The 21,971-nt window shown below is 34.4% G+C and carries 22 protein-coding genes; 16 read left to right on the top strand and 6 right to left on the bottom strand.

Features of this window, described 5'->3' with window-relative positions; all coding sequences use genetic code 11:
* Positions 1-7: 7 nt before the first annotated feature.
* From H510_RS0102455 to porX, 3 genes are read right to left on the bottom strand one after another with little or no spacing between them, the layout of a single operon-like run.
* A complete protein-coding gene (locus H510_RS0102455) occupies positions 8-1,234 on the bottom strand; it encodes an alanine dehydrogenase (protein ID WP_026902863.1) in 1,227 nt (408 codons plus the stop codon).
* Position 1,235: 1 nt separating this feature from the next.
* The gene (gene tsaE / locus H510_RS0102450; protein ID WP_026902862.1) at positions 1,236-1,655 is read right to left on the bottom strand and encodes a tRNA (adenosine(37)-N6)-threonylcarbamoyltransferase complex ATPase subunit type 1 TsaE; all 420 of its coding nucleotides are present in this window, start codon (positions 1,653-1,655) and stop codon (positions 1,236-1,238) included.
* 21 nt (positions 1,656-1,676) lie between these two features.
* Positions 1,677-3,230, bottom strand: a complete 1,554-nt coding sequence (gene porX / locus H510_RS0102445) for a T9SS response regulator signal transducer PorX (protein WP_026902861.1) — start codon at positions 3,228-3,230, stop codon at positions 1,677-1,679.
* A 108-nt stretch (positions 3,231-3,338) separates the two neighbouring features.
* Here porX and H510_RS0102440 point away from each other — a divergent pair, with 108 nt between their 5' ends.
* From H510_RS0102440 to H510_RS0102410, 7 genes are all read left to right on the top strand, one after another.
* A complete protein-coding gene (locus H510_RS0102440; protein ID WP_026902860.1) occupies positions 3,339-4,559 on the top strand; it encodes an HD domain-containing protein in 1,221 nt (406 codons plus the stop codon).
* A 64-nt stretch (positions 4,560-4,623) separates the two neighbouring features.
* A complete protein-coding gene (gene lpxD, locus H510_RS0102435; protein ID WP_026902859.1) occupies positions 4,624-5,673 on the top strand; it encodes a UDP-3-O-(3-hydroxymyristoyl)glucosamine N-acyltransferase in 1,050 nt (349 codons plus the stop codon).
* A 9-nt stretch (positions 5,674-5,682) separates the two neighbouring features.
* Positions 5,683-7,095, top strand: a complete 1,413-nt coding sequence (locus H510_RS0102430) for a bifunctional UDP-3-O-[3-hydroxymyristoyl] N-acetylglucosamine deacetylase/3-hydroxyacyl-ACP dehydratase (RefSeq protein WP_026902858.1) — start codon at positions 5,683-5,685, stop codon at positions 7,093-7,095.
* Complete coding sequence (gene lpxA, locus H510_RS0102425) at positions 7,092-7,874, top strand: acyl-ACP--UDP-N-acetylglucosamine O-acyltransferase (RefSeq protein ID WP_026902857.1); 783 nt, start codon at positions 7,092-7,094, stop codon at positions 7,872-7,874. The genes H510_RS0102430 and lpxA overlap by 4 nt, the downstream gene beginning before the upstream one ends.
* Before the next feature lie 9 nt (positions 7,875-7,883).
* On the top strand, positions 7,884-8,507 hold the full coding sequence (locus H510_RS0102420; RefSeq protein WP_026902856.1) for an ABC transporter ATP-binding protein: 624 nt from the start codon (positions 7,884-7,886) through the stop codon (positions 8,505-8,507).
* Between the two features lie 83 nt (positions 8,508-8,590).
* Positions 8,591-9,154 (top strand): elongation factor P, encoded by a 564-nt coding sequence (efp, locus tag H510_RS0102415; RefSeq protein ID WP_026902855.1) that lies wholly within the window; start codon positions 8,591-8,593, stop codon positions 9,152-9,154.
* A gap of 96 nt (positions 9,155-9,250) precedes the next feature.
* Positions 9,251-9,844: a 5-formyltetrahydrofolate cyclo-ligase gene (locus H510_RS0102410; protein ID WP_036691628.1), complete on the top strand. Its 594-nt coding sequence runs from the start codon at positions 9,251-9,253 to the stop codon at positions 9,842-9,844.
* 321 nt (positions 9,845-10,165) lie between these two features.
* Here H510_RS0102410 and H510_RS0102405 read toward each other — a convergent pair whose 3' ends face one another.
* The 3 genes from H510_RS0102405 to H510_RS0102395 are packed head-to-tail and all read right to left on the bottom strand — an operon-like array spanning position 10,166 to position 12,204.
* A complete protein-coding gene (locus H510_RS0102405; RefSeq protein ID WP_026902853.1) occupies positions 10,166-10,903 on the bottom strand; it encodes a lysophospholipid acyltransferase family protein in 738 nt (245 codons plus the stop codon).
* Positions 10,904-10,957: 54 nt separating this feature from the next.
* A complete protein-coding gene (locus tag H510_RS0102400; RefSeq protein WP_081659167.1) occupies positions 10,958-11,659 on the bottom strand; it encodes a family 16 glycosylhydrolase in 702 nt (233 codons plus the stop codon).
* The gene (locus H510_RS0102395; RefSeq protein WP_026902851.1) at positions 11,659-12,204 is read right to left on the bottom strand and encodes an NUDIX domain-containing protein; all 546 of its coding nucleotides are present in this window, start codon (positions 12,202-12,204) and stop codon (positions 11,659-11,661) included. The genes H510_RS0102400 and H510_RS0102395 overlap by 1 nt, the downstream gene beginning before the upstream one ends.
* 103 nt (positions 12,205-12,307) lie before the next feature.
* Between H510_RS0102395 and H510_RS18090 the strand changes: the two genes are divergently transcribed.
* The 9 genes from H510_RS18090 to H510_RS0102345 all read left to right on the top strand — a co-directional run bounded on the left by H510_RS18090 (position 12,308) and on the right by H510_RS0102345 (position 21,964).
* Positions 12,308-12,736 (top strand): hypothetical protein, encoded by a 429-nt coding sequence (locus H510_RS18090; protein WP_036691626.1) that lies wholly within the window; start codon positions 12,308-12,310, stop codon positions 12,734-12,736.
* Positions 12,737-12,967: 231 nt separating this feature from the next.
* A complete protein-coding gene (locus H510_RS0102380) occupies positions 12,968-14,380 on the top strand; it encodes an anthranilate synthase component I family protein (RefSeq protein WP_026902850.1) in 1,413 nt (470 codons plus the stop codon).
* A gap of 3 nt (positions 14,381-14,383) precedes the next feature.
* The gene (locus H510_RS0102375) at positions 14,384-14,950 is read left to right on the top strand and encodes an anthranilate synthase component II (protein WP_026902849.1); all 567 of its coding nucleotides are present in this window, start codon (positions 14,384-14,386) and stop codon (positions 14,948-14,950) included.
* Between the two features lie 5 nt (positions 14,951-14,955).
* Complete coding sequence (gene trpC, locus H510_RS0102370; protein ID WP_026902848.1) at positions 14,956-15,738, top strand: indole-3-glycerol phosphate synthase TrpC; 783 nt, start codon at positions 14,956-14,958, stop codon at positions 15,736-15,738.
* Between the two features lie 137 nt (positions 15,739-15,875).
* Entirely contained in the window at positions 15,876-16,607 is a 732-nt protein-coding gene (locus H510_RS0102365; protein ID WP_026902847.1) for an ROK family protein, read from the top strand.
* 48 nt (positions 16,608-16,655) lie between these two features.
* Positions 16,656-18,182, top strand: a complete 1,527-nt coding sequence (gene zwf / locus H510_RS0102360) for a glucose-6-phosphate dehydrogenase (RefSeq protein WP_026902846.1) — start codon at positions 16,656-16,658, stop codon at positions 18,180-18,182.
* Positions 18,182-18,901, top strand: a complete 720-nt coding sequence (gene pgl, locus H510_RS0102355) for a 6-phosphogluconolactonase (RefSeq protein WP_026902845.1) — start codon at positions 18,182-18,184, stop codon at positions 18,899-18,901. The genes zwf and pgl overlap by 1 nt, the downstream gene beginning before the upstream one ends.
* A 286-nt stretch (positions 18,902-19,187) precedes the next feature.
* Positions 19,188-21,017: a M61 family metallopeptidase gene (locus H510_RS0102350; RefSeq protein ID WP_026902844.1), complete on the top strand. Its 1,830-nt coding sequence runs from the start codon at positions 19,188-19,190 to the stop codon at positions 21,015-21,017.
* Entirely contained in the window at positions 21,017-21,964 is a 948-nt protein-coding gene (locus H510_RS0102345; RefSeq protein WP_026902843.1) for a M20/M25/M40 family metallo-hydrolase, read from the top strand. Before H510_RS0102350 ends, H510_RS0102345 begins: the two co-directional genes overlap by 1 nt.
* Positions 21,965-21,971 lie beyond the last annotated feature (7 nt).

The following is a 21,971-nucleotide window of genomic DNA, read 5'->3' as shown; positions in this document are numbered from 1 at the left end:
CCCTTTTTTATCGATTAGAAACAAGCAGTAAATCTAAATCCTTAACAGGTAAATTAAAACGCTCTGCTAAATCTTTATTAGTCATAGAACCTTGGAAGATGTATACAGCATTTCTGATTCCGTGTTTTTCCCAAATGAGGTTATTGATACCACCTAAATCTCCAATATCTATTAAAATTGGCGTAAAAATGTTGGTAAGTGCATAAGTTGCTGTTCTACTTACTCTTGATGCTATATTAGGCACACAATAATGTATCACATCGTATTTTCTAAACACAGGGTTTTTATGATTGGTAACTTCTGATGTCTCAAAACAACCACCTTGATCAATACTTACGTCTATAATAACAGAATTAGGTTTCATTTTAGCTACTGTTTCTTCGCTCACTATACATGGGCTTCTGCCATGTGATGCTCTTATAGCACCAATGGCTACATCACAAGTTCTGATAGCTTTTTCCAAAACAATAGGTTGTATAACGGATGTAAAAACCCTACTTCCAATATTGTTTTGAAGTCGTCTCAATCGGTATAAAGAAGAATCAAAAACCTTAACCTCGGCACCTAAGCCAATAGCGGTACGGGCAGCATATTCGCCAACGGTACCAGCTCCTAAAATCACAATTTCTGTAGGCGGCACTCCCGTTACACCACCTAGCATTAAACCTTTGCCACCATAAACATTACTTAGATATTCGGCAGCTATTAAAATAGAGGTTGCACCTACAATCTCGCTCATAGCCCGCACTACGCTTAAAACATTTCCATCATCTCTGATATACTCAAAAGCTAAAGCCGTAATTTTTTTTGCCATTAAAGCCTGTATATCTTCTTTGTTGATGGTAGCCATTTGCAATGCAGAAAAAATAATCTGCGAATGCTTCATCATTTCGATATCGCTTTTTGTTGGTGGTGCAATTTTTAAAATAATATCTGCCCGGTAAACCTCTTTGGTATCATAAACAATATGGGCACCTTGTTCGCAATAATCTTTATCAGAAAAATTTGCGGCCAAACCTGCACCAGCTTCAATAACTACTTTATGACCATTATTAACCAGTAGGGCTACTGATAATGGCGTTAAAGCTATCCTGTTTTCTTGGAAAGAGGTTTCTTTAGGAATACCAATAAAGAGTTGGTTTTTTTTACTTTTAATTTCGGCCATAGCCTCTTGAGGCTGGTAAAGGGCCTGTTTGGCCACTTCAGAAAAACCGCTCATCAGGGTTGAACTCATATCAGGAGATTTTCTGGATATCTATTAATCTTTCTGTTTCTGTAACAGGATAAATTTTAATTCTTACGTGATGGTACGGAATTAAATCGGCTATTTTTTCTGGCCATTCTATCATGCAATATTGTCCAGAGTAAAAGTAGTCTTCATAACCTAAATCAAAAGCTTCACTTTCATTTTTAATACGATAAAAATCAAAATGATAAATGGTATTATGGCTTCCTTTATACTCGTTTACAATAGAAAAAGTAGGGCTAGAAGTATGTTCTACTACGCCCAAATGCTTGCATAAATGGTTTATCAAAGTTGTTTTACCGGCTCCCATATCCCCATAAAAAGTAAAAATTTTCTCTTCGCCGGCAGCTTCTATAATTTGTTTTGCTGCTTCTGTAAGTTCTGATAAACTCTTAACGCTTATTTGCATATCGTAAAAATAAGCGATAATTTATTTATTCTTATATGTTACAAACGGAATTATCATTTCTTCTAAAGAAATGCCACCGTGTTGGAACGTTTCATTATAAAAGTTAACAAATTGGTTATAATTGTTTTGATATACAAAATAACTGTCTTCTTTAGCGAAAATAAAGCTAGAACTTACATGCAATTTTGGTAATTGTATCTCATGCGGGTTTTTTACATGATACACTTCTTTGCTGTTATAGTTTAAGTTTTTGCCTTGTTTGTAGCGTAAGTTGGTATTGGTATTTCTATCGCCAATAACTTTGCTGGGATGTTTTACCCTTATGGTACCATGGTCAGTGGTAATCATTACTTTCACTTTCTTCTGCGAAAGTTTTTTCAAAAGATCTAATAATGGCGAGTGCTCAAACCAGCTTAATGTTAAAGAGCGGTAAGCAGCATCATCATTAGCCAATTCTTTAATCATTTGCATATCTGTTCTGGCATGCGATAGCATATCCACAAAATTGTAAACAATAGCGTTTAAATCATTATCCAGCAGGTTAGACAAAGAATCGTTTAAGTCTTTTCCTTGGTCTTGATTTAATATTTTATGGTAAGAGAATTTAATATCTTTACGGAGTAAGCGTTTAATTTGGTCTTGTAAAAACTCTTCTTCATGTAGATTTTTACCGCCTTCATCTTCATCATTTTGCCATAAGTTTGGAAAACGTTTTTCCATATCTAGCGGTAAAAGTCCAGAAAAAATGGCATTTCTGGCATATTGTGTTGCTGTTGGCAGGATACTGAAATAGCTATCTTCTTCTTCTAACCTAAAATACTCAGTAATTAATGGGTTAATCACCTTCCATTGGTCGTAACGTAGGTTATCTATCACAATAAAAAAGGTTGGAATATGTTCGCTTAAAGCCGGAAAAACCTTTTTCTTAAATAACTGATGCGAAAATGTTGGTCCGTTATCTTGGTCATTTATCCATGTAGCATAATTTTTTTCCACAAACTTGCAAAACTGGGCGTTTGCTTCTGCCTTTTGCATGGTTAAAATTTCATGCATACCGGCATCTTCTAATTTTTCTAGTTTAAGCTCCCAAAACAGTATTTTTTTGTATACATCAATCCACTCCTGATAGTTTAAATTATCATTCAAGGTCATACCAAGTGTTCTAAAATCTTGTTGGTAAGCCATAGATGTTTTTTCGCTAATCAAACGCTTATTATCAATCAACTTTTTAATAGTTAATAGTATTTGTTTAGGATTTACAGGCTTGATTAAATAATCATCTATGGTTGCACCAATGGCGTCTTCCATCAAGTATTCTTCTTCGCTTTTGGTAATCATCACTACCGGAATATCTGGATTAATACTTTTAATAGAGGTTAAAGTCTCTAAGCCAGTTAAACCAGGCATATTCTCATCTAAAAAAACCAAATCAAAATCTTTTGATTTAAAAATTTCTAAAGCGTCATTTCCGTTAGTCGCAGTATCAATATGGTATCCTTTCTCGTTAAGAAATAAAATGTGTGGTTTTAAAAGATCTATTTCATCATCTGCCCATAAAATATTGGCTGTTTGCATATCTTTATTTTCTATTATCAGTTAAAATATAAAAATGCTGTAAATATTGTATATTAATGCATACAGCATCAATAAAAATAACAAAATTTGTGCCTTATATAATTTCCTTTGAATAAGAATAAAATTATCAACGATCCGGTTTACGGTTTTATCAGCATCAAAACAGATTTAATTTTTGATTTGATAGCGCATCCTTATTTCCAGCGCTTGAGATATATCAAGCAATTAGGGATGACACATTTGGTATATCCAGGAGCTTTACATACACGCTTTCACCATGCTTTAGGGGCTATGCACTTAATGCAATTGGCAATAGAGCATTTACAAACGAAAGGGCATGAAATTACACCAGAAGAAGCAGAAGCTGCTTGTATCGCTATTTTACTTCATGATATTGGTCATGGGCCTTTCTCACACGCTTTAGAGCATTCTTTGGTCCCAAATGTTTCTCACGAGCGCATAAGCCGCTTATTTATGTCTCGTTTAAACCAAGAGTTTCATGGTAAGTTGGATATGGCTTTGGCTATTTTCAATAATAGTTATCTTAAAAAGTTTTTATCACAACTTATTTCAGGGCAATTAGATTTAGACCGTTTAGATTATTTAAACCGCGATAGTTTTTTTAGTGGCGTAACTGAGGGTATGGTAAGCTCAGACCGTATTATAAAGCTTCTGAATGTAAAGGATGGCTCTTTAGTGGTAGAAGAAAAAGGTATTTATTCAATAGAGAAGTTTTTAATAGCTCGTAGGCTGATGTATTGGCAGGTTTACCTACATAAAACGGTGGTTGCGGCCGAGCAATTATTAGTTAAAATTTTAAAAAGAGCAAGGGCATTGGCTAAGGAAAATGTAAACCTTTTTGCAACACCAGCTTTAAGTCATTTTTTATATCATGATATCCTAGCCCATGAATTTACAGAAGATAGTGAGCATCTTTCTTACTTCGCAAAATTAGACGACCATGATATGATGGCAGCAGTGAAAGTATGGCAAAATCATGATGATTTTATTTTAAGTACCCTTTGTAAAAATCTTATCCAAAGAAACCTTTATAAAGTAGAAATAGATAATGCTTTGCCAGATGAAGCTAGAGTTGCTACCATAAAAGCTCATATAATAGAAAAATTGGCTATCAGTGATGAAGAGTCTGAGTATTTTATTTTTAGTGATACCATCAACAATATGGCTTATAAAATAGGAAATGGTAGTATAAAAGTTTTGTTAAAAAGTGGGCTTATAGAAGATATAGCGGCGGTTTCTGATAATTCTAACCTAGAGGCTTTATCAAAAGTGGTTACAAAAAATTTCCTTTGTTATTTAAAAGTATAACTTTGTTAGCTTGTATTTTAACCTAACAATTTGTTCATTTCATATTATCAGTTAATTTTGCCAAATGCAATTTACCGCAAAAGAGGTTAGTTTATTGCTTAATGGAACCATAGAAGGTAATCCAGACGCAATAGTTTTTAAGTTAGCAAAAATTGAAGAAGCCAATGAAGGTAGTCTTTCTTTTTTAGCTAATCCTAAGTATGAATCTCACCTTTATACTACCCAAGCTTCTGTGGTAATTATAAATAAAGATTTAGAGTTAACCCAACCAGTTAATACAACTGTTATCAGGGTTAATGATGCTTACAGCAGTTTCTCTGTTTTACTGGAGAAATACAATACTCTTAAATTAAATAAAGTAGGTATTGAAGAGCCATCTTTTATTCACCCAGATGCTGTTATCGGGAAAGATGTGTTTATTGGTGCCTTCACTTATATTGGTGCCAATGCAAAAGTTGGTGATGGAGCAAAAATATATCCTCATTCTTTTTTAGGAGATAATGTAGAAGTAGGTGCTTTTTCTACTTTATTTTCTGGGGTAAAAGTTTACCACGATTGTATCATAGGAAATAATGTTATCATCCATAGTAATGCCGTAATAGGTAGTGATGGCTTTGGTTTTGCTCCACAAGCAGATGGTTCTTACCATAAAATAAGTCAAATTGGTAATGTTATTATTGAAGATTGGGTAGAAGTTGGTGCTAATACTTGTATAGATAGGGCAACTATGGGCTCTACCATCATCCGTAAAGGCGTTAAATTAGATAACCTGATACAAATTGCACATAATGCAGAAATAGGTTCAAACACCGTCATTGCTTCGCAAACGGGAGTTTCTGGCAGTACAAAAGTTGGCGAAAACTGTATTATTGGTGGGCAAGTGGGTGTTGTAGGGCATATCAGCTTAGCTAAGGGTACGCAAATACAAGCAAAATCAGGTATCAATAAATCCATAGAAGAAGAGAATAAAAAATGGGGAGGTGCGCCAGCAACCACCTATCAAAATTATATGCGGTCTCAGGTAATTATCCAAAGGCTCCCAGAAATGGAGAAAAAAATTGAAGACTTACAGCGTATGCTTAAAGAACTTCAAGATAATACCATTAATAAATAACACTACAGTATGAATCTTAGGCAAAGAACTATTAAATCAGATATTAGCGTAAGCGGAGTAGGATTACATACTGGTGCAAAAGTTACCTTAACTTTTAAACCAGCTCCTGAAAATCATGGATACAAATTTAAAAGAGTTGATTTACCCGGCCAACCTATCATAGATGCAGATGTTGATAATGTTACCGATACAGCAAGAAGCACCACATTATCACAAAACGGAGCCAGCGTAAGCACTACAGAACATGTTTTAGCGTCTTTAGTGGGTTGTGATGTAGATAATGTGATGATAGAATTAGACGGTATAGAAGTTCCTATCTTAGATGGCAGCTCCATAGCATTTGTAAAAGCATTAGAATCGGTAGGTTTTTTAGAGCAAGACGCAGATAGAGAGTATTACCATATTCCTCATAACATCCATTATTCTGAGGATGATAGAAAAGTAGAAATGGTAGCTATGCCTTTGGATGATTATAGATTTACCTGTATGGTAGATTATAACTCTCCCGTATTAGGTAGTCAACACGCAACCATTTCAAGTATAGGCGAGTTTAATGATGAAATAGCTTCTTGCAGAACTTTTGTTTTTTTACACGAGCTTAAAATGCTTTTAAAGCATAACCTTATTAAGGGTGGTGATATTAACAATGCTATTGTTATTGTAGACCACGAAATAGAAGATAACGAGCTTAAAGAATTAGCAGCAGCTTTTAATCGTGATGAGATAAAAGTAGCCCGAGAAGGCATTCTAAACAATATAGAATTGCGTTACCAAAACGAACCTGCCCGACATAAACTATTAGATATGATAGGCGATTTAGCTTTAATAGGTACACCTATCAAAGGGCATATTATGGCTGCTCGTCCGGGCCATGCTGCAAACGTAGCTTTTGCAAAGAAGATAAAGGCAGCCATCAAAAAAGAAAAAAAGAAAAAAACGCAGCATGTGTATGATCCACAAGCAAAACCGCTTTATGATATTACTAAAATCATGGAGATTTTGCCACACAGACAACCGTTTTTATTTATCGATAAGATATTAGAACTTACCAAAACTTATGTTGTGGGGGTTAAAAACGTAACCATGAATGAAGAGTTCTTTAAAGGGCACTTCCCTGGAGCACCTGTTTTACCCGGAGTAGTTCAAATAGAAGCCATGGCGCAAACAGGAGGTATATTAGTCTTAAGTACAGTAGAAGACCCCCAAAATTACCTTACTTATTTCTTAAAAATAGACAAAGTAAGATTTAGAGCACAAGTTTTACCAGGAGACACCATAGTTTTTAGATGTGATTTAATGGAACCTATTAGAAGAGGCATTGCACAAATGAAAGGTATTGGTATGGTAGGTGAAACCGTTGTGGTAGAAGCCGAAATGATGGCGCAAATTAGTAAAGTTAGAGAAACCAATACAGCTTCATGATACAACCATTAGCTTACATACACCCACAAGCAAAAATTGCTAACAGCGTAGTTATAGACCCTTTTGCGGTTATACACAAAGACGTAGAAATTGGCGAGGGAACCTGGATAGGTTCTAATGTTACCATTATGGATGGTGCTAGAATTGGTAAAAATTGTAAAATCTTTCCCGGTGCCGTTATTTCTGCTATTCCGCAAGATTTAAAATATGCTGGCGAAGAAACCTTAGCCATTATAGGTGATAATACCACTATAAGAGAATATGTTACCATTAACCGAGGCACTAATGATAAATGGGAAACAAAAGTGGGTAAAAACTGCTTATTAATGGCTTATTGCCACGTGGCGCATGATTGCGAAGTTGGAGATAATTGTATTTTCTCTAATAATACAACCCTTGCTGGGCATATCACCATTGGTGATAATGTAGTGCTTGCTGGCATGGTTGCTATACATCAATTCTGTAAAGTTGGTTCTCATGCTTTTGTTACTGGAGGCTCTTTGGTACGTAAAGATATACCGCCGTATGTAAAAGTTGCTCGCGAACCACTTTCTTATACAGGTATCAACTCCGTTGGCTTAAGAAGAAGAGGGTTTACATCAGAAAAAATTAACGAAATACAAGAAATTTATCGTGTACTTTTTGTTAAGCATAATAATGTAACCAAAGCTTTAGACATTATAGAGGCTGATTTCAAACCAACAGAAGAGCGTGATGAGATTATTAATTTCATCAGAAACTCTAATAGAGGGGTCATGAAAGGCTTCGGAAATTCTTAAAATCTCTTTATGGAGATTATTCTTAACCAAGTAAGCAGGCGCTTTAACCGCGAGTGGATTTTTAAAGAAATCAACTATACCTTTTCTTCTGGTAATGCTTATGCTTTGTTAGGAATTAACGGTTCTGGAAAATCAACTTTATTGCAAATCATTTCTGGATCTTTAGCTCCTAGTGCTGGCATCATTAGTTATAAAGATGGTGAAGGAAACCCGATAGAGGTAGAAAATATTTTCGAGCATATCAGTATAGCTGCACCCTATTTAGAATTGATAGAAGATTTTACACTTCAGGAAATTATAAAATTCCATTTCTCTTTCAAAAAGCGGTTCTTACATCAATCTGATGATGATGTTATAGCCATCTTAAATATGGCGGCTAATAAAAATAAAGCTGTAAAATATTTTTCTTCGGGGATGAAACAAAGGGTAAAATTGGCATTAGCATTTTTATCTGATACACCTATTTTAATTTTAGATGAACCAACTGCCAATTTAGACGAGCAAGGAAGCAATTGGTATCTGGAAATGATTAAAAAATACTCACAAAATCGTTTAATATTGATAGGTTCTAACCAGCCGCAAGAGTATTCTTTCTCTGAAAACCATTTATACTTAGCAAATTACAAATCATAAAGCTTAAACATAAACACAGCATTATTGTTGCTATATACAATATTTAATTATACCTTTGCACACCCCAAAATAAACATTACAACATGGCAAAAGCATCAGAAATTAAAAACGGTAATATCTTAAGATTTAACGGTGATTTAGTGACTGTTGAAGAATTTATTCATCGTACACCAGGTAACTTAAGAGCATTTTATCAGGCAAGAATGAGAAACGTAAAAACCGGTAAATTGGTTGAGTATCGTTTCCGTACTGATGAAGAGGTTGAAATTTGCCGTGTTGAAACTAATGACTATCAGTATTTATATGATGATGCTGATTTCTTTGTGGTGATGGATAACCGTACTTATGAGCAATTTAATATTCCTAAATTCTTATTTGGTGATGCTGCCCGTTTCTTAAAAGAAGGTATGAATGTTATCATCGCTTTTGAAAGCGAGGAGCCTATTATGGCACAAGCACCACATTCGGTAGAGTTAGAAATTACTTATACAGAGCCGGCGGTTAAAGGTGATACATCAACAAACGCAACTAAATTAGCTACAGTTGAAACCGGAGTAGAAATTAGAGTGCCTTTATTTATTAACCAAGGTGATAAAGTTAAGGTTGATACTGCAACAGGAAGTTATATAGAAAGAGTAAAAAATTAAGATTTCATATTTAGGTTTAGGTTGATTACGGTCTCGGTTCTTTGAAACAGAGGCCGTTTTTTATTTGTAATCTTTATATTAGAGCTTTAAATAGCCATGCAGAATTTGAAAAAGGAAATTCGAAGTCAAATGAGGTTAAAGCGTTTAAACCTCAGCAAAGCAGAATTTTGGGATTTAAATGATCAAATTTTAGAACATGTTAAAACCATAAACTGGGCTGCTTATCAATATGTACATATCTTCCTCCCTATTAAAGAAAATAACGAGGTTGATACTTTTGAGATACTTTCCTTTTTTAAATATCAATACCCCAATCTAAAAATTGTTATCCCGAGAACTAATTTTAAAGAGTCAAAACTAGAAAATGTAGTTTTTGATCATTATCAAACTGTTTTGCGCAAAAATGAATATCAGATACCAGAACCTGTTTATGGGCATCTTATTCAAAGTGATTTAATTGATGTTGTTTTTGTCCCGCTTTTAGCTTTTGATGAAGATGGAAATAGAATTGGCTATGGAGGTGGTTTTTATGATAGGTTTTTAAGTACCTGTAAGAAAGATGCTTTGAAAATAGGACTATCTTTATTTCCTCCTTTAAAAGAAAATCTCGTAGCAGATGAGTTTGATATTCCCTTAAATCAATGCATCACGCCAGAAAGACATTATATTTTTAGCAATAAAAAGTTATAATAAATACTTTTTAAAAAATTTAAAATGATAATTTCATAATTTTTGTAACTTTTTTTAATAAAATATTGCAACTTTTATAAAAATACGTATATTTAAATATTAAACTATCCAACTATAGCCTAATTGCCCTCTCCAACCGGACGAGGGCTTTTTTATTTATGCAACATTATTATTACTGTATTATCAAAATGTTAAATAATGTTAACGTTGTTTGAGATAATGATAATAAACCTATATTTGTAACAGGTTTATAATTGGTTAGTATAAAGGTCTTCATTCTCCCCGTTTGAAGACTTTTTTCGTTTAAAACCCTTTTAAAAATTATTTTTTCTCAACAATCTGTTTAATAACGCCTTGTGCTTTAAGTATAATTTCTTCAAGAGGTGCTTCTTTAGGTTCTATAGGGTTAAGAACCTTAAATTTTAGGTACTCAAAAGCATTTAAAGGGAAAGATCCGTTTTGTACAACCTTCCAAGAATTTTCTATAGCAATAGGTACAATTAAAGCATCAGGTGCTTTTTTTAAAAGTGTGGCTATACCACCAATTTGAAAATCTTTCATTTTTCCGTTTTTACTTCTGGTGCCTTCTGGGAAAATAACTGCTCCCCAAGTATTTTTTTTCATCCTTTCGCCAAGTCTAGCTATTTCAATGATAGATTGTTTAGAGTCTTTCCTATCTATATTGGCGCCCCCACCATATTTTAAGTTAAATGATATAGAAGGAATGCCTCTAGTGAGTTCTATTTTAGAGATAAACTTTGCATGATACTTTCTTAAGAACCAAATTAAAGGAGGTATATCATACATACTTTGGTGGTTGGCTACAAAAATAATAGGCCTGTTTGTAGGGAGATTTTGAGGGTTATAAAAACTCACTCTTATTCCCAACAAATAATAAGAGGTCACCAAAAAGAAATTTAAAATATCAACAGATTTTTTGTGAGCACCATAACCACCCAATTTTAAACTTAACCATTGTATAGGTTGAAAAATTACTAGTGCTAAGAAAAAAACAAAGTAATGGATAGGGCTTAGCAAATAGCCAAATAATTTATTCATCTTATTTTATCAAAAATCAAATTTAGAGGATTAATTTAAATTAAGAAAAACGCTTTATTTACTTATTTCAACCTGTTTTATTTGGAAAATAGCTGGTAAAGCGTTTTCGTCTAACTTACCCACCCAGTTTTCATGCTTGCTTATCCAAATGTTAAAAACTAGGTGCATGCTTCTTTTAGGGATATAATTCTGAGTTCTATAAAGCTCTTTTCCATCCACATACCAAGCAATAAAATTTTTTCTCCATTCTAAGTGGTATTCATGAAATCCATTCTGGAAAGCAAAAGGAATATCTAACGCTTTACCATTATCTTGCTTATTTATCCAATGGTTGAGGTAAACTTTACAAGTATCTTTACCCAAAAATTCAAAATCTATCTCTTTAAATTTTGAGCTATGCGGAAAGTACAAAAAAAAGCCAGAAACGATACCGCTACCTTTTGGAGCTTTTAATTGAACTTTAAAATTGCCGTATTTGTATTTACGACGAGTTCTAATTTCTGCTCCTTCGTAGCTTTTAGAAGAAGTTTTGCTGCTATCTGCCCGGCTAAGCACTAGCTCTAAAATATTTTTATTTTGGATATTATCCGGATTAAAAACAGCTAAATTATTAGCGAAAGTATGGCTTTTAATTAGCCAGATTTTGTTAGTATCCAGATTTGAAAAATCTTCTTTTAAGAGTACTCGCTGACTGCTTTTTTGTAGGCCACAAGAGCATAAAATCATACATACACACAAAAGAAACAGGTTTTGCATTACAATTTGGCTTTAATCAATTTTAGTCTTAAAATGGCTGCAACACTCATAGAATCTGTAATCTCGCCACGTAAAACCATTTGGTAAGCTTCTTCAAAATGAACTTTCTTTACTAAAAGTTCTTCTGTTTCTTCAGGTTGGGCTTCAAACTGTTCAAAATCTCGAGCTAAATAAATAATGGCCAATTCATCGGAAACAGAATTAGAAAGGTGCATACGTAAAAGTTCTTCCCAGTGTTGTGCAACCAAACCAGTTTCTTCTAGCAGTTCTCTTTTTGCTGAGGCTAGTGGATTGACATCTAATGGTCCGCCACCTTCTGGTATTTCCCAACTGTAAGCTTTTAACGGAAACCTGTATTGGCCTACCAACCATATTTGATCATCCTCATCTAAGGCAATAATCCCGATAGCATAATTTTTAAAATGTACTTCGCCATAAATGCCTTTCCCTCCAGTTGGGTTAATTACTTGATGTTCGGTAATCTTAATCCAAGGATTATCGTAAATAGCTTTGCTCTCTAATATTTGCCAAGGATTTTCTTCCATAAAAATGTCTTATTTGTAAAGGTAGCTGATTTTATTTTAGCAGTAAATTTAAAAACAATTAACAGGTTTATTCTCTTATATTTGGTAGTTAAAACAATTAAATATGTATACCGGATTAGTACACACCCACTCTTTGTTAAGATATGTTGTCTTAATTTTAATTTTAGTTGCAATCGTTCAATCTTTAACAGCTGGCAGCAAGCCCTATACAGAGGGAAATAGAAAAATCAATTTATTTACTTTGATATCGGCACACATACAATTGGTTTTAGGTTTGGTATTGTATTTCATGAGCCCAAGCGTAGATTTCTCTCAAATGAGTAATCCTGTAACCAGATACTGGAATGTAGAACACATCAGCATGATGATTATTGCTATTGTTTTAATTACAGTTGGGCACTCTAAATCTAAAAAAGCTATTGAGGCTAAAGCAAAACATAAAGCTATTGGAGTTTTCTACTCTATTGCCTTGCTGATTATTTTAGCGGCTATCTTTACCATGAAAGATAGAAACCCTTGGTGGAATATGTAAGTTTGGGTAAATCAGTTTTTTGAAGAAAAAATTTTGTAATTCAAATTTCTTTATATTTTTGCTGCACAATGATTATAAAAACAAATACTTTAAAGTGGTGGTGGTACAGTAATATGTAGCATCGGTTATTGTATTTGAAGAAAAATTGAATTTCAACCCAAACCTAAACAAATATCAAAACCTGACGCTAAACTGTCGGGTTTTTTTGTTTCATCAGGTAAAAGCATAAAAATGGAAAAATATAAAATCAACATTATTCATCATAAACTACTGGCAGATACTACAACGCCTGTTAGTATCTACTTAAGGCTAAGAGATGTTTTCCCAAACACCTTACTGCTAGAGAGCTCTGATTACCATAGCAAAGAAAATAGCATGAGCTACGTTTGTTGCGACCCTATAGCTGGTATCAAACTAGAAAATGATGTTTTTACGTCAACTTTTCCAGATGATAAATTCATCAGAAAAGAAAAAGGCACCTTTAATTTGGTTGATGAGGTTAGCGCTTTCAGAAATAGCTTTGAAAGCAATGCAGATGCTAGCCTAAAGTTTATAACCGATGGTTTATTTGGCTATTTTACGCATGAAGCGGTTACTTATTTTGAAGATATCCAGCTTAAAGCTGATACCAGAAAAGACCGTTCTATCCCAACCATGCAATACCACGTTTACAGGTATATTATCGCGATAGACCATTTCAAAAACGAGCTTTATATCATCAAAAACGAAACAGATTTTGATAAAGAAAGCACTGGTTTAGAAAAGATAGAATACCTTATTAAAAACAAAAATTTCCCAGAGTATAAGTTTTATGTTGATGGTGAGGAAACATCAAACCTAAAGGATGAGGAGTTTAAAGCTTTGGTAGAGAAAATGAAAAAGCACATTTACAGAGGTGATGTTTTTCAAATTGTACCTTCAAGAGCTTTTCAAACGCCATTTAGGGGTGATGAATTTAACGTTTACAGAGCTTTAAGATCTATCAACCCGTCTCCTTACCTCTTCTATTTTGATTACGGAAGTTTTAAAATTTTTGGGTCATCGCCAGAAGCGCAATTAACCATTAAAAACCGTGTAGCAAGCATTTTCCCAATTGCCGGAACTTTTAAAAGATCTGGTAATGATGTGGAAGATAAAGCCATTGCAGAGAAACTCATGAACGACCCGAAAGAGTCTGCAGAGCATGTGATGTTGGTAGATTTGGCCCGTAATGATTTAAGTAGACATTGCGAAAATGTAGAGGTTAAGGCTTATAAAGAAGCTCAATTTTATTCGCATTTGATTCATTTGGTTTCTAAAGTTAGTGGTACTTTAAAAGAAGGCGTAAACTCTTTCAAAATTGTGGCTGATACTTTCCCGGCAGGTACGCTTAGCGGTGCACCTAAATACAGAGCCATGGAAATCATCGATGAAAATGAAAATATAAAACGTAGTTTTTATAGCGGAGCCATTGGTTTCTTAGGCTTTAACGGAGATTTTAACCATGCCATCATGATTAGGTCTTTCTTAAGTAAAGACAACCAATTACACTACCAAGCAGGCGCAGGCATTGTTGCAGATTCTGATGCAGAGAGTGAGTTGAATGAAGTAAATAATAAAATTGCAGCGTTAAGAAAAGCCATTTTTATGGCTAAAGAAATTTAAGTTATGAAGATTCTTGTTATTGATAATTACGACTCGTTTACCTATAATTTGGTGCATTTACTTCATGAGTTGGGGCATGATGCTACCGTTTGGAGAAATGATAAGTTTAAACTAGTAGATGTAGAACAGTTTGATAAAATTTTATTATCGCCAGGACCAGGCATACCGTCAGAGGCTGGTTTGCTTTTAGAGGTTATCAAAAATTATGCAGCCAAAAAAAGTATTATGGGTGTTTGTTTAGGTCAGCAGGCTATAGCCGAAGTTTTTGGTGGCGAGTTGTATAACCTAAGTAAGCCTGTACATGGTACAGCAACCCAAATTTTTGTTAAAGCAGAAGACCCTACTTTTGAAGGTTTACCAAAGCAGTTTAAAGTTGGTAGATACCATTCTTGGGCGGTAAAATCAGAAAATTTACCTGCCGATTTAGAAATTACTGCGGTAGATGAGCATGGTGTTGCCATGGCGCTTAAGCACAAAACTTTAGATGTTAGAGGGGTTCAGTTTCATCCAGAATCGGTTTTAACCGAGTATGGAAAAGAAATGATTAATAATTGGTTATCTCATTCATAAAATAAATGAACATTTTAGATAAAATTGTTTTACGCAAAAAAGAAGAAGTTGCTGCTTGTAAAGCCAAAATCAGTATCACCAATTTAGAAAAGCAAGCAGCTTTTTCACGTGAAACTTACAGTTTAAAAGACTTCTTAACGCATCCAGAACGTACAGGTATTATTGCCGAGTTTAAAAGGAAATCGCCATCTAAAGGAATCATTAATAACCAAGTTACGGTAGAAGAAGTTACTATGGGTTATAATCAGGCAGGTGCATCGGCTTTATCTGTGTTAACAGATCATGATTTTTTTATGGGGCATGAGGATGATTTAATGGCTGCAAGAGCGGTAAACAACATCCCTATTTTGCGTAAAGATTTTATGGTAGATGAATATCAGATTATTGAAGCCAAAGCTATTGGTGCTGATATTATTTTACTGATAGCCGCTTGTTTAACCAAAGAAGAGTTAATTTCTTTTGCAAAATTGGCTAAATCTTTAGGTTTAAGCACACTTTTAGAAGTGCATAGCCAAGAAGAGCTTGATTTCAGCTTAAACCCATATATAGATGTTGTTGGGGTAAACAACAGAAATTTAAAAGATTTTACAGTTTCTATAGATACCTCATTACAATTGGCGCAAACTATTCCATCAGAGTTTTTAAAGGTTTCTGAAAGCGCTATAGATAGTCCAGAAACTATCAAAATATTAAAAAAAGCAGGCTTTAATGGGTTTTTAATTGGCGAGAATTTTATGAAAACGGCCAGCCCAGGTAAAGCCATGCAAGATTTTGTTCAACAGCTATAGCTAGTGGTCCGTTTTGTGTTGTAAATGTCATATACTTTAGCATTTAAGCAATCGACTTCTATATAATCGAATAATGTTTAGCTTAGCAGCAGAATTATTAAATGCAAATAAAGTGATCAAACAATCATAATAATTCTATGAAAAACGAACAAATTTTAGCTATTGATATTGGCGGAACAAGTATTAAAGCAACTGTCTTAAATACCTCTGGAGAGATGTTAGTAGAATACCAAAAAGTTCCTACTCCAGAAAAGGCAAGTCCAGAAAATGTTATCAAAGCCATTAAAAAGCTGATAGCTGATTTTCCTTCTTTTGATAAAATATCAGTTGGTTTTCCAGGTTATGTGAAAAAAGGAGTTATTGTTACAGCACCTAACTTAGGCACTTCATTATGGGCGGGTTGTAATTTGGCTCTCCTAATTGCAAAAGAACTACATAAACCAGTAAGGTTACTTAATGATGCTGATATGCAGGGCTTTGGTTTAATTTCTGGCGAAGGCTTAGAAATGGTTATAACCTTAGGTACCGGTTTTGGTACAGCTTTGTTTATGGATGGAAGCCTGCTTCCACATTTAGAATTAGCGCATCTGCCAGTTAGAAAAAACCTTACCTATGATAAGTTTATTGGTGACGATGCCTTAATTGAAGATGGTTTGGAAGAATGGAACAAAAACGTAAAAGATGTTTTAAAGACATTTAAAACTGTAATTAATTACGATAAACTTTACCTTAGCGGTGGAAATGCTAAAAAAATAACTTTCAAATTAGACGATCATATAAAAATTGCTCGTAACAGAGACGGAATAAAAGGAGGCGCTTTCATGTGGCAAAAAGATGATGATTTTTGTGTGCAGTCTGTAAATCCCTAAATAAAAAGTAAACTAAACAAATAGGCAAAACCAACCTATAATAAAGAGATGAAAACCAATAATCTTAAACCCAAACCCACTGTATTTACTATTTTTGGTGGAACCGGAGACTTAGCCGCTAGAAAACTTATTCCCGCACTATATAATTTATACTTAGATGGTTATATGCCAGAAAAGTTTATCATTATAGGCTTAGGAAGAACCGAGTATAACGATCAAAAATTTAGAGAAATTTTGTTAGACGGTATCAATAAGTTTTCTAGAAGCGGAAAAGCGGATGCTGCAAAATGGAAGATATTTTCTTCTTGTATACAATACCTACAATCTGATGTTAAAAAGGATAAAACCTATCAAGATTTAGAAGCAATTATCAAAGAAAAAGACCAAAATTGGGGAGAAGACTCTAACGTTATTCATTATTTATCTGTAGCACCACAGTTTTTTCCAATAATTTCTAAAGGTGTTGCCACGATTAATATTGATAATAAAGAACAAAGAAATAGAATAGTTATAGAAAAACCTTTTGGACACGATTTAGAATCAGCCAAAGAGCTAAACAGACTGTTACAATCTTTATTTGATGAAACCCAGATTTACCGTATAGACCACTATTTGGGTAAAGAAACAGTTCAGAATATGATGGCTTTTAGGTTTGCGAATGCTTTGTTTGAGCCTATCTGGAATAGAAATTATATAGAACACGTTCAAATCTCGGTAACAGAAGATATTGGTGTAGAAGACCGCGGTGGCTATTACGATGGTTCTGGTGCTTTAAAAGACATGGTACAAAACCATATTTTACAAGTTTTATGCTTGGTAGCTATGGAACCACCAGTAAGCTTTAATGCTGATGAAGTTCGTAACCGTAGAGTTGATGTGTTAAGAGCCATTAGAAAATTTGGTCACGAAGAGGTTAAACATAATACCGTAAGAGGACAGTATGCTGGCGGATGGGTAGCAGGAGAAGAAGTGGTAGGCTACCGCGAAGAAAAAGGCGTAGACCCTAATTCTAATACCGAAACTTTTGCAGCTTTAAAATTCTTTATTGATAACTGGCGCTGGCAAAATGTACCCTTTTATGTAAGAACAGGTAAGCGTATGCACCAAAAAGCATCGGTTATTAGTATACAATTTAAAGATGTTCCGCATCCAATTTTCCCAATTGAGGCATCAGAAAGTTGGCAACAAAACAGGTTAATCATTAGTATTCAACCTGAAATGAGTATTAGGCTGCAGGTACAAGCTAAAAGGCCAGGTTTAGATATGATTTTAAACCCAGTAGATATGGTGTTTAATTATGATGGTACTTATCCGGCAGAATCTCCTGAAGCTTATGAAACTTTATTATTAGACGTGATGGAAGGCGACCAAACACTTTTCATGAGAGCCGACCAAATTGAGGCTGCTTGGGAATTGTTAATGCCTGTGGTAGAAAATTGGGAGTCTAGAAAAAGTATCAATTTCCCTAATTATGCAGCAGACAGTTGGGGCCCAGAAATTGCAGAAGCTTTAATAGCTAAAGATGGTTTCCACTGGTTTACCATGCCCGTAAAAAACAAAAAAGATAAAAAGTAATGAAACTGAATATATTTAAAGATGCTGATGAGGCTATTGTTGCCATAGCAGATTATTTCATCACAGTAGCAAATGAGGCTATTCAGCAAAATGGGAGCTTTAATGTTTCCCTTTCTGGCGGCAGCTCGCCAAAGAAATTGTTTGAGCTTTTAGCTAGCGATGCTTTAAAAAATAAGATTGCTTGGGAAAAAGTTTATTTCTTTTTTGGCGATGAGCGTTACGTAGCTCATGACCATCCAGATAGTAATTATTTAATGGCTTATAAAGCTTTATTTGCCCCTTTAAGCATCGGCGAAAGCCAAATTTTTAAAGTAGATACAGGTTTAGACCCTGCCAGTGCGGCTTTAAATTATGAGAAATGCATCTCGCAGCATTTTAAAGATGAACCTGTTTTTGATTTAATTTTATTAGGCTTAGGTGATGATGCGCATACTGCCTCTTTATTTCCTGGTACTTCTGTGCTTTGGATAGATGAAGAATTGGTAAAAGATGTTTACCTGCAAGATAAAGCAGTTTACAGAATCACCATGACAGCACCTCTGATAAACAAAGCTAAAAATATTGCTTTTTTAACTTTTGGTAACGCTAAGGCGGATGCTATAAAGGCAGTTTTAAAAGGCGAGAGAGACATTACAAAATATCCAGCACAATTGATAAATCCTGTAAACGGAGATTTACAGTGGTTTATAGATGAGGCTGCTGCTGCAAAATTAGGTTAATATTAATAGCTAAATTTTATGAAGAGGGATGTTTAGTGCATCCCTTTTTTGTTTTTTAGCTAATGATGTTTGGTAATCACGCTTAAGGTCTTTGGATCTCAGAATCTGATTTGTAAAATCATTCTATCATCATTAGAAGTCCAATTTTAATAATTTCTGCAAAAATTAGAGGTTTTACCTATGATTATGAATAGCTTAAACCTTATTAGCACAACTCAATAACAATTTTTTTACAAGAAGCTAAAAACTTCAATTTTTCATTAATTTCAACCCACTTTATAATAAAATGGTGAAAAAATTATTTCTTTTAACTGCACTAACTTTAAATAGTTTGGTTATATGGGCGCAAGAAGTCCCAATTTCCTATACCGTTTCCTTAAATAATGCGGTACATCACGAAGCTCAAATCAGTTTAGTAATACCTAACCCGCCACAAGATAGTTTTATAGTAAAGATGGCAAGGTCTTCTCCAGGTAGGTATGCCACCCACGAGTTTGGTAAAAATATTTACGATGTTTTGGCCTATCAGGCAGATGGGAAACAGTTGAAAATTAAACAAATTGAAGGCGATGCTTTCCAGATTTCCGGATATCAAGGTAGCGTTAAAATCACCTATACTTTATTTGGTAACCGAGTGGATGGTACTTATGCTGGTATAGATCATCGTCATGCACATCTAAATATTCCAGCTTCTTTCATGTTTGTACCGGCATTGCAAGAAAGACCAATAGACTTAAAAATTCTATTACCTGATAAGCAATGGCAAGTTTATACACAGTTGCCTGCTGATAGTGGCATTTATAAAGCTAAAAATTTACAGTATTTTATGGATAGCCCCATAGAAATATCAGCAGCTACAGTAAAAAGTTTTGATGTTTTAAATAAAGATGGTAGCGTCCAAAAAATTAAAATTGTTTACCATGGTGCTGCCGCCGATTCTACTTTACAAAATTTAACATCAAAAACTAAAAAAATTGTGAAAGAAGCAGAGGCTGTTTTTGGCGAGTTGCCACAATTTGATTTTAAAGAGTATACTTTCCTAATTGATGTTTTACCTAGTAATGCCTCAGACGGGATGGAGCACCGCAACTCAACCGTTATTCCGCAGCAAGCAGTAAATCTAGAGAGTAGCCTTAATGATGTTCTAAGCACTATCTCACACGAGTTTTTCCATGCTTGGAATGTAGAACGTATCAGACCTAAAACTTTAGAACCTTTTAATTACGAAAAAGCCAATATGAGCGATGAGTTATGGTTTGCAGAAGGCTTTACACAATATTATGGCGAATTATTACAGGCAAGAGCCGGAGTTACGAGTATTGATGAATTTATGGCAACACAAGGCTATTTCTTAAACAACGTACTCAACTCGCCAGGGGCAAACCGCTATTCGCCCATAGAAATAAGCAGAAGAGCTGTTTTTGTAGATGCTGGAGTGGCTATAGACCCAACCAATAATCACAACATCTATAGCTCTTATTATCTGTACGGAAACATCATCGCTTTAGCCTTAGATTTAACCTTACAAAGCCAATTTAACCTTTCTTTAGATGACTATATGAAACTGCTTTGGCAAAAGCATGGCAAAACAGAAATCCCCTATACGGTTGCAGATTTACAAGAAACTTTAGCAGCACTTACCAGTGATGATTTTGCTAAAACTTTCTTTACTAATTATATCTATGGCATACAAAAACCCAATTATAGAAGTTTATTGGCTAAAGCCGGATATGACTTAAATCGTACCAAGCCATTTTCTGCTTATGTAGGGAATCTAAGATTTAACTCAGAAAACGGGAAACTTAAATTGCTTTCGCCAGCTTTATTTAACACTCCTATTTATGATGCAGGTTTAGAAGCTGGCGATTATATTTTAAATGCCGATAGTACAAACTTTTCTAAAGTAGAAGACTTTGAAGCTTTTTTGGCTACCAAAAAACCTGGCGAGCAAATCTCTATCACTTACGAGAGAGATGGAAAAGTTAAAAATACTTTACTTACCTTAACTTATAATCCCGCTTTAGGCTTAAACACTTACGAAAAGCTGGGTATGGAAATAACTTCAGAGATTCTTGCTTTTAGAGAGAAATGGCTTAAATCAAAATCAACAGAATAATGATAAAAAATATTATTTATACAGTTTCTTTAGGGATTACCTTCTCAGCTTGCCAAGCACAGCCTCTACCCCATATTAAATTAAATGTAAAAGATGTAGAGGCACATATTAAAACGCTTTCCGCGGATGAAATGCGTGGCAGAAACGCCTTGGTAAAAGAAGACATTGCCAAAGCAGCAAATTACATCGCTTATCAGTTTGAGCAGGCAGGCTTACAACCCTTTAATGGCTTAAACTACTATTTTCAAAATTTCAAATATCAAAAACTAGATTTATACAATGTTGTAGGTGTGTTGCCGGGTAAATCTTTAAAAGATGAATATGTTATTTTTTCTGCCCATTATGATCATATTGGTCTTATAAAACCTGTGGGTAAAGATTCTATCGCTAACGGTGCAGATGATGATGCCTCTGGCGTAGCAGCAGTTTTAGAACTAGCTAAATATTTTGCGCAAAAAAAGGATAACGAAAGAACCTTGATTTTTGTAGCTTTTACAGCAGAAGAAATAGGTGGATACGGCTCTCAGTTTTTCTCCAGACAATTAAATCCTGATAAGGTAAAGGCTATGTTTAACATAGAAATGATAGGTAAAGAATCAAAATTTGGAAAGAAAAACGCTTTTATTACAGGCTTTAATTATTCTGATTTTGGGCAAATCTTACAAAAAAATTTAAAGGGTAGCCAGTTTACTTTTCATCCTGATCCATATCCAGAACAAAACCTATTTTACCGTTCTGATAATGCAACTTTAGCCAGATTAGGTGTGCCAGCACATACCATTTCTACTGTACAAATAGATAAAGATAATTTCTACCATACTGTCTATGATGAAATAGAAACACTGGATATTGAAAACGTCACAGAAACAATTCAGGCTATCATCCTAAGCGCAACATCAATTATTAAAGGAGACGATACCCCAAGCAGAGTATCACTAAAAAGATAAAAACAGA

This window comes from Pedobacter glucosidilyticus DSM 23534, assembly GCF_000425145.1.
GTDB classification, from domain to species: domain Bacteria; phylum Bacteroidota; class Bacteroidia; order Sphingobacteriales; family Sphingobacteriaceae; genus Pseudopedobacter; species Pseudopedobacter glucosidilyticus.
Note: the sequence above shows the minus strand (reverse complement) of the source record. Positions and strands in the feature narration are given on the sequence as shown.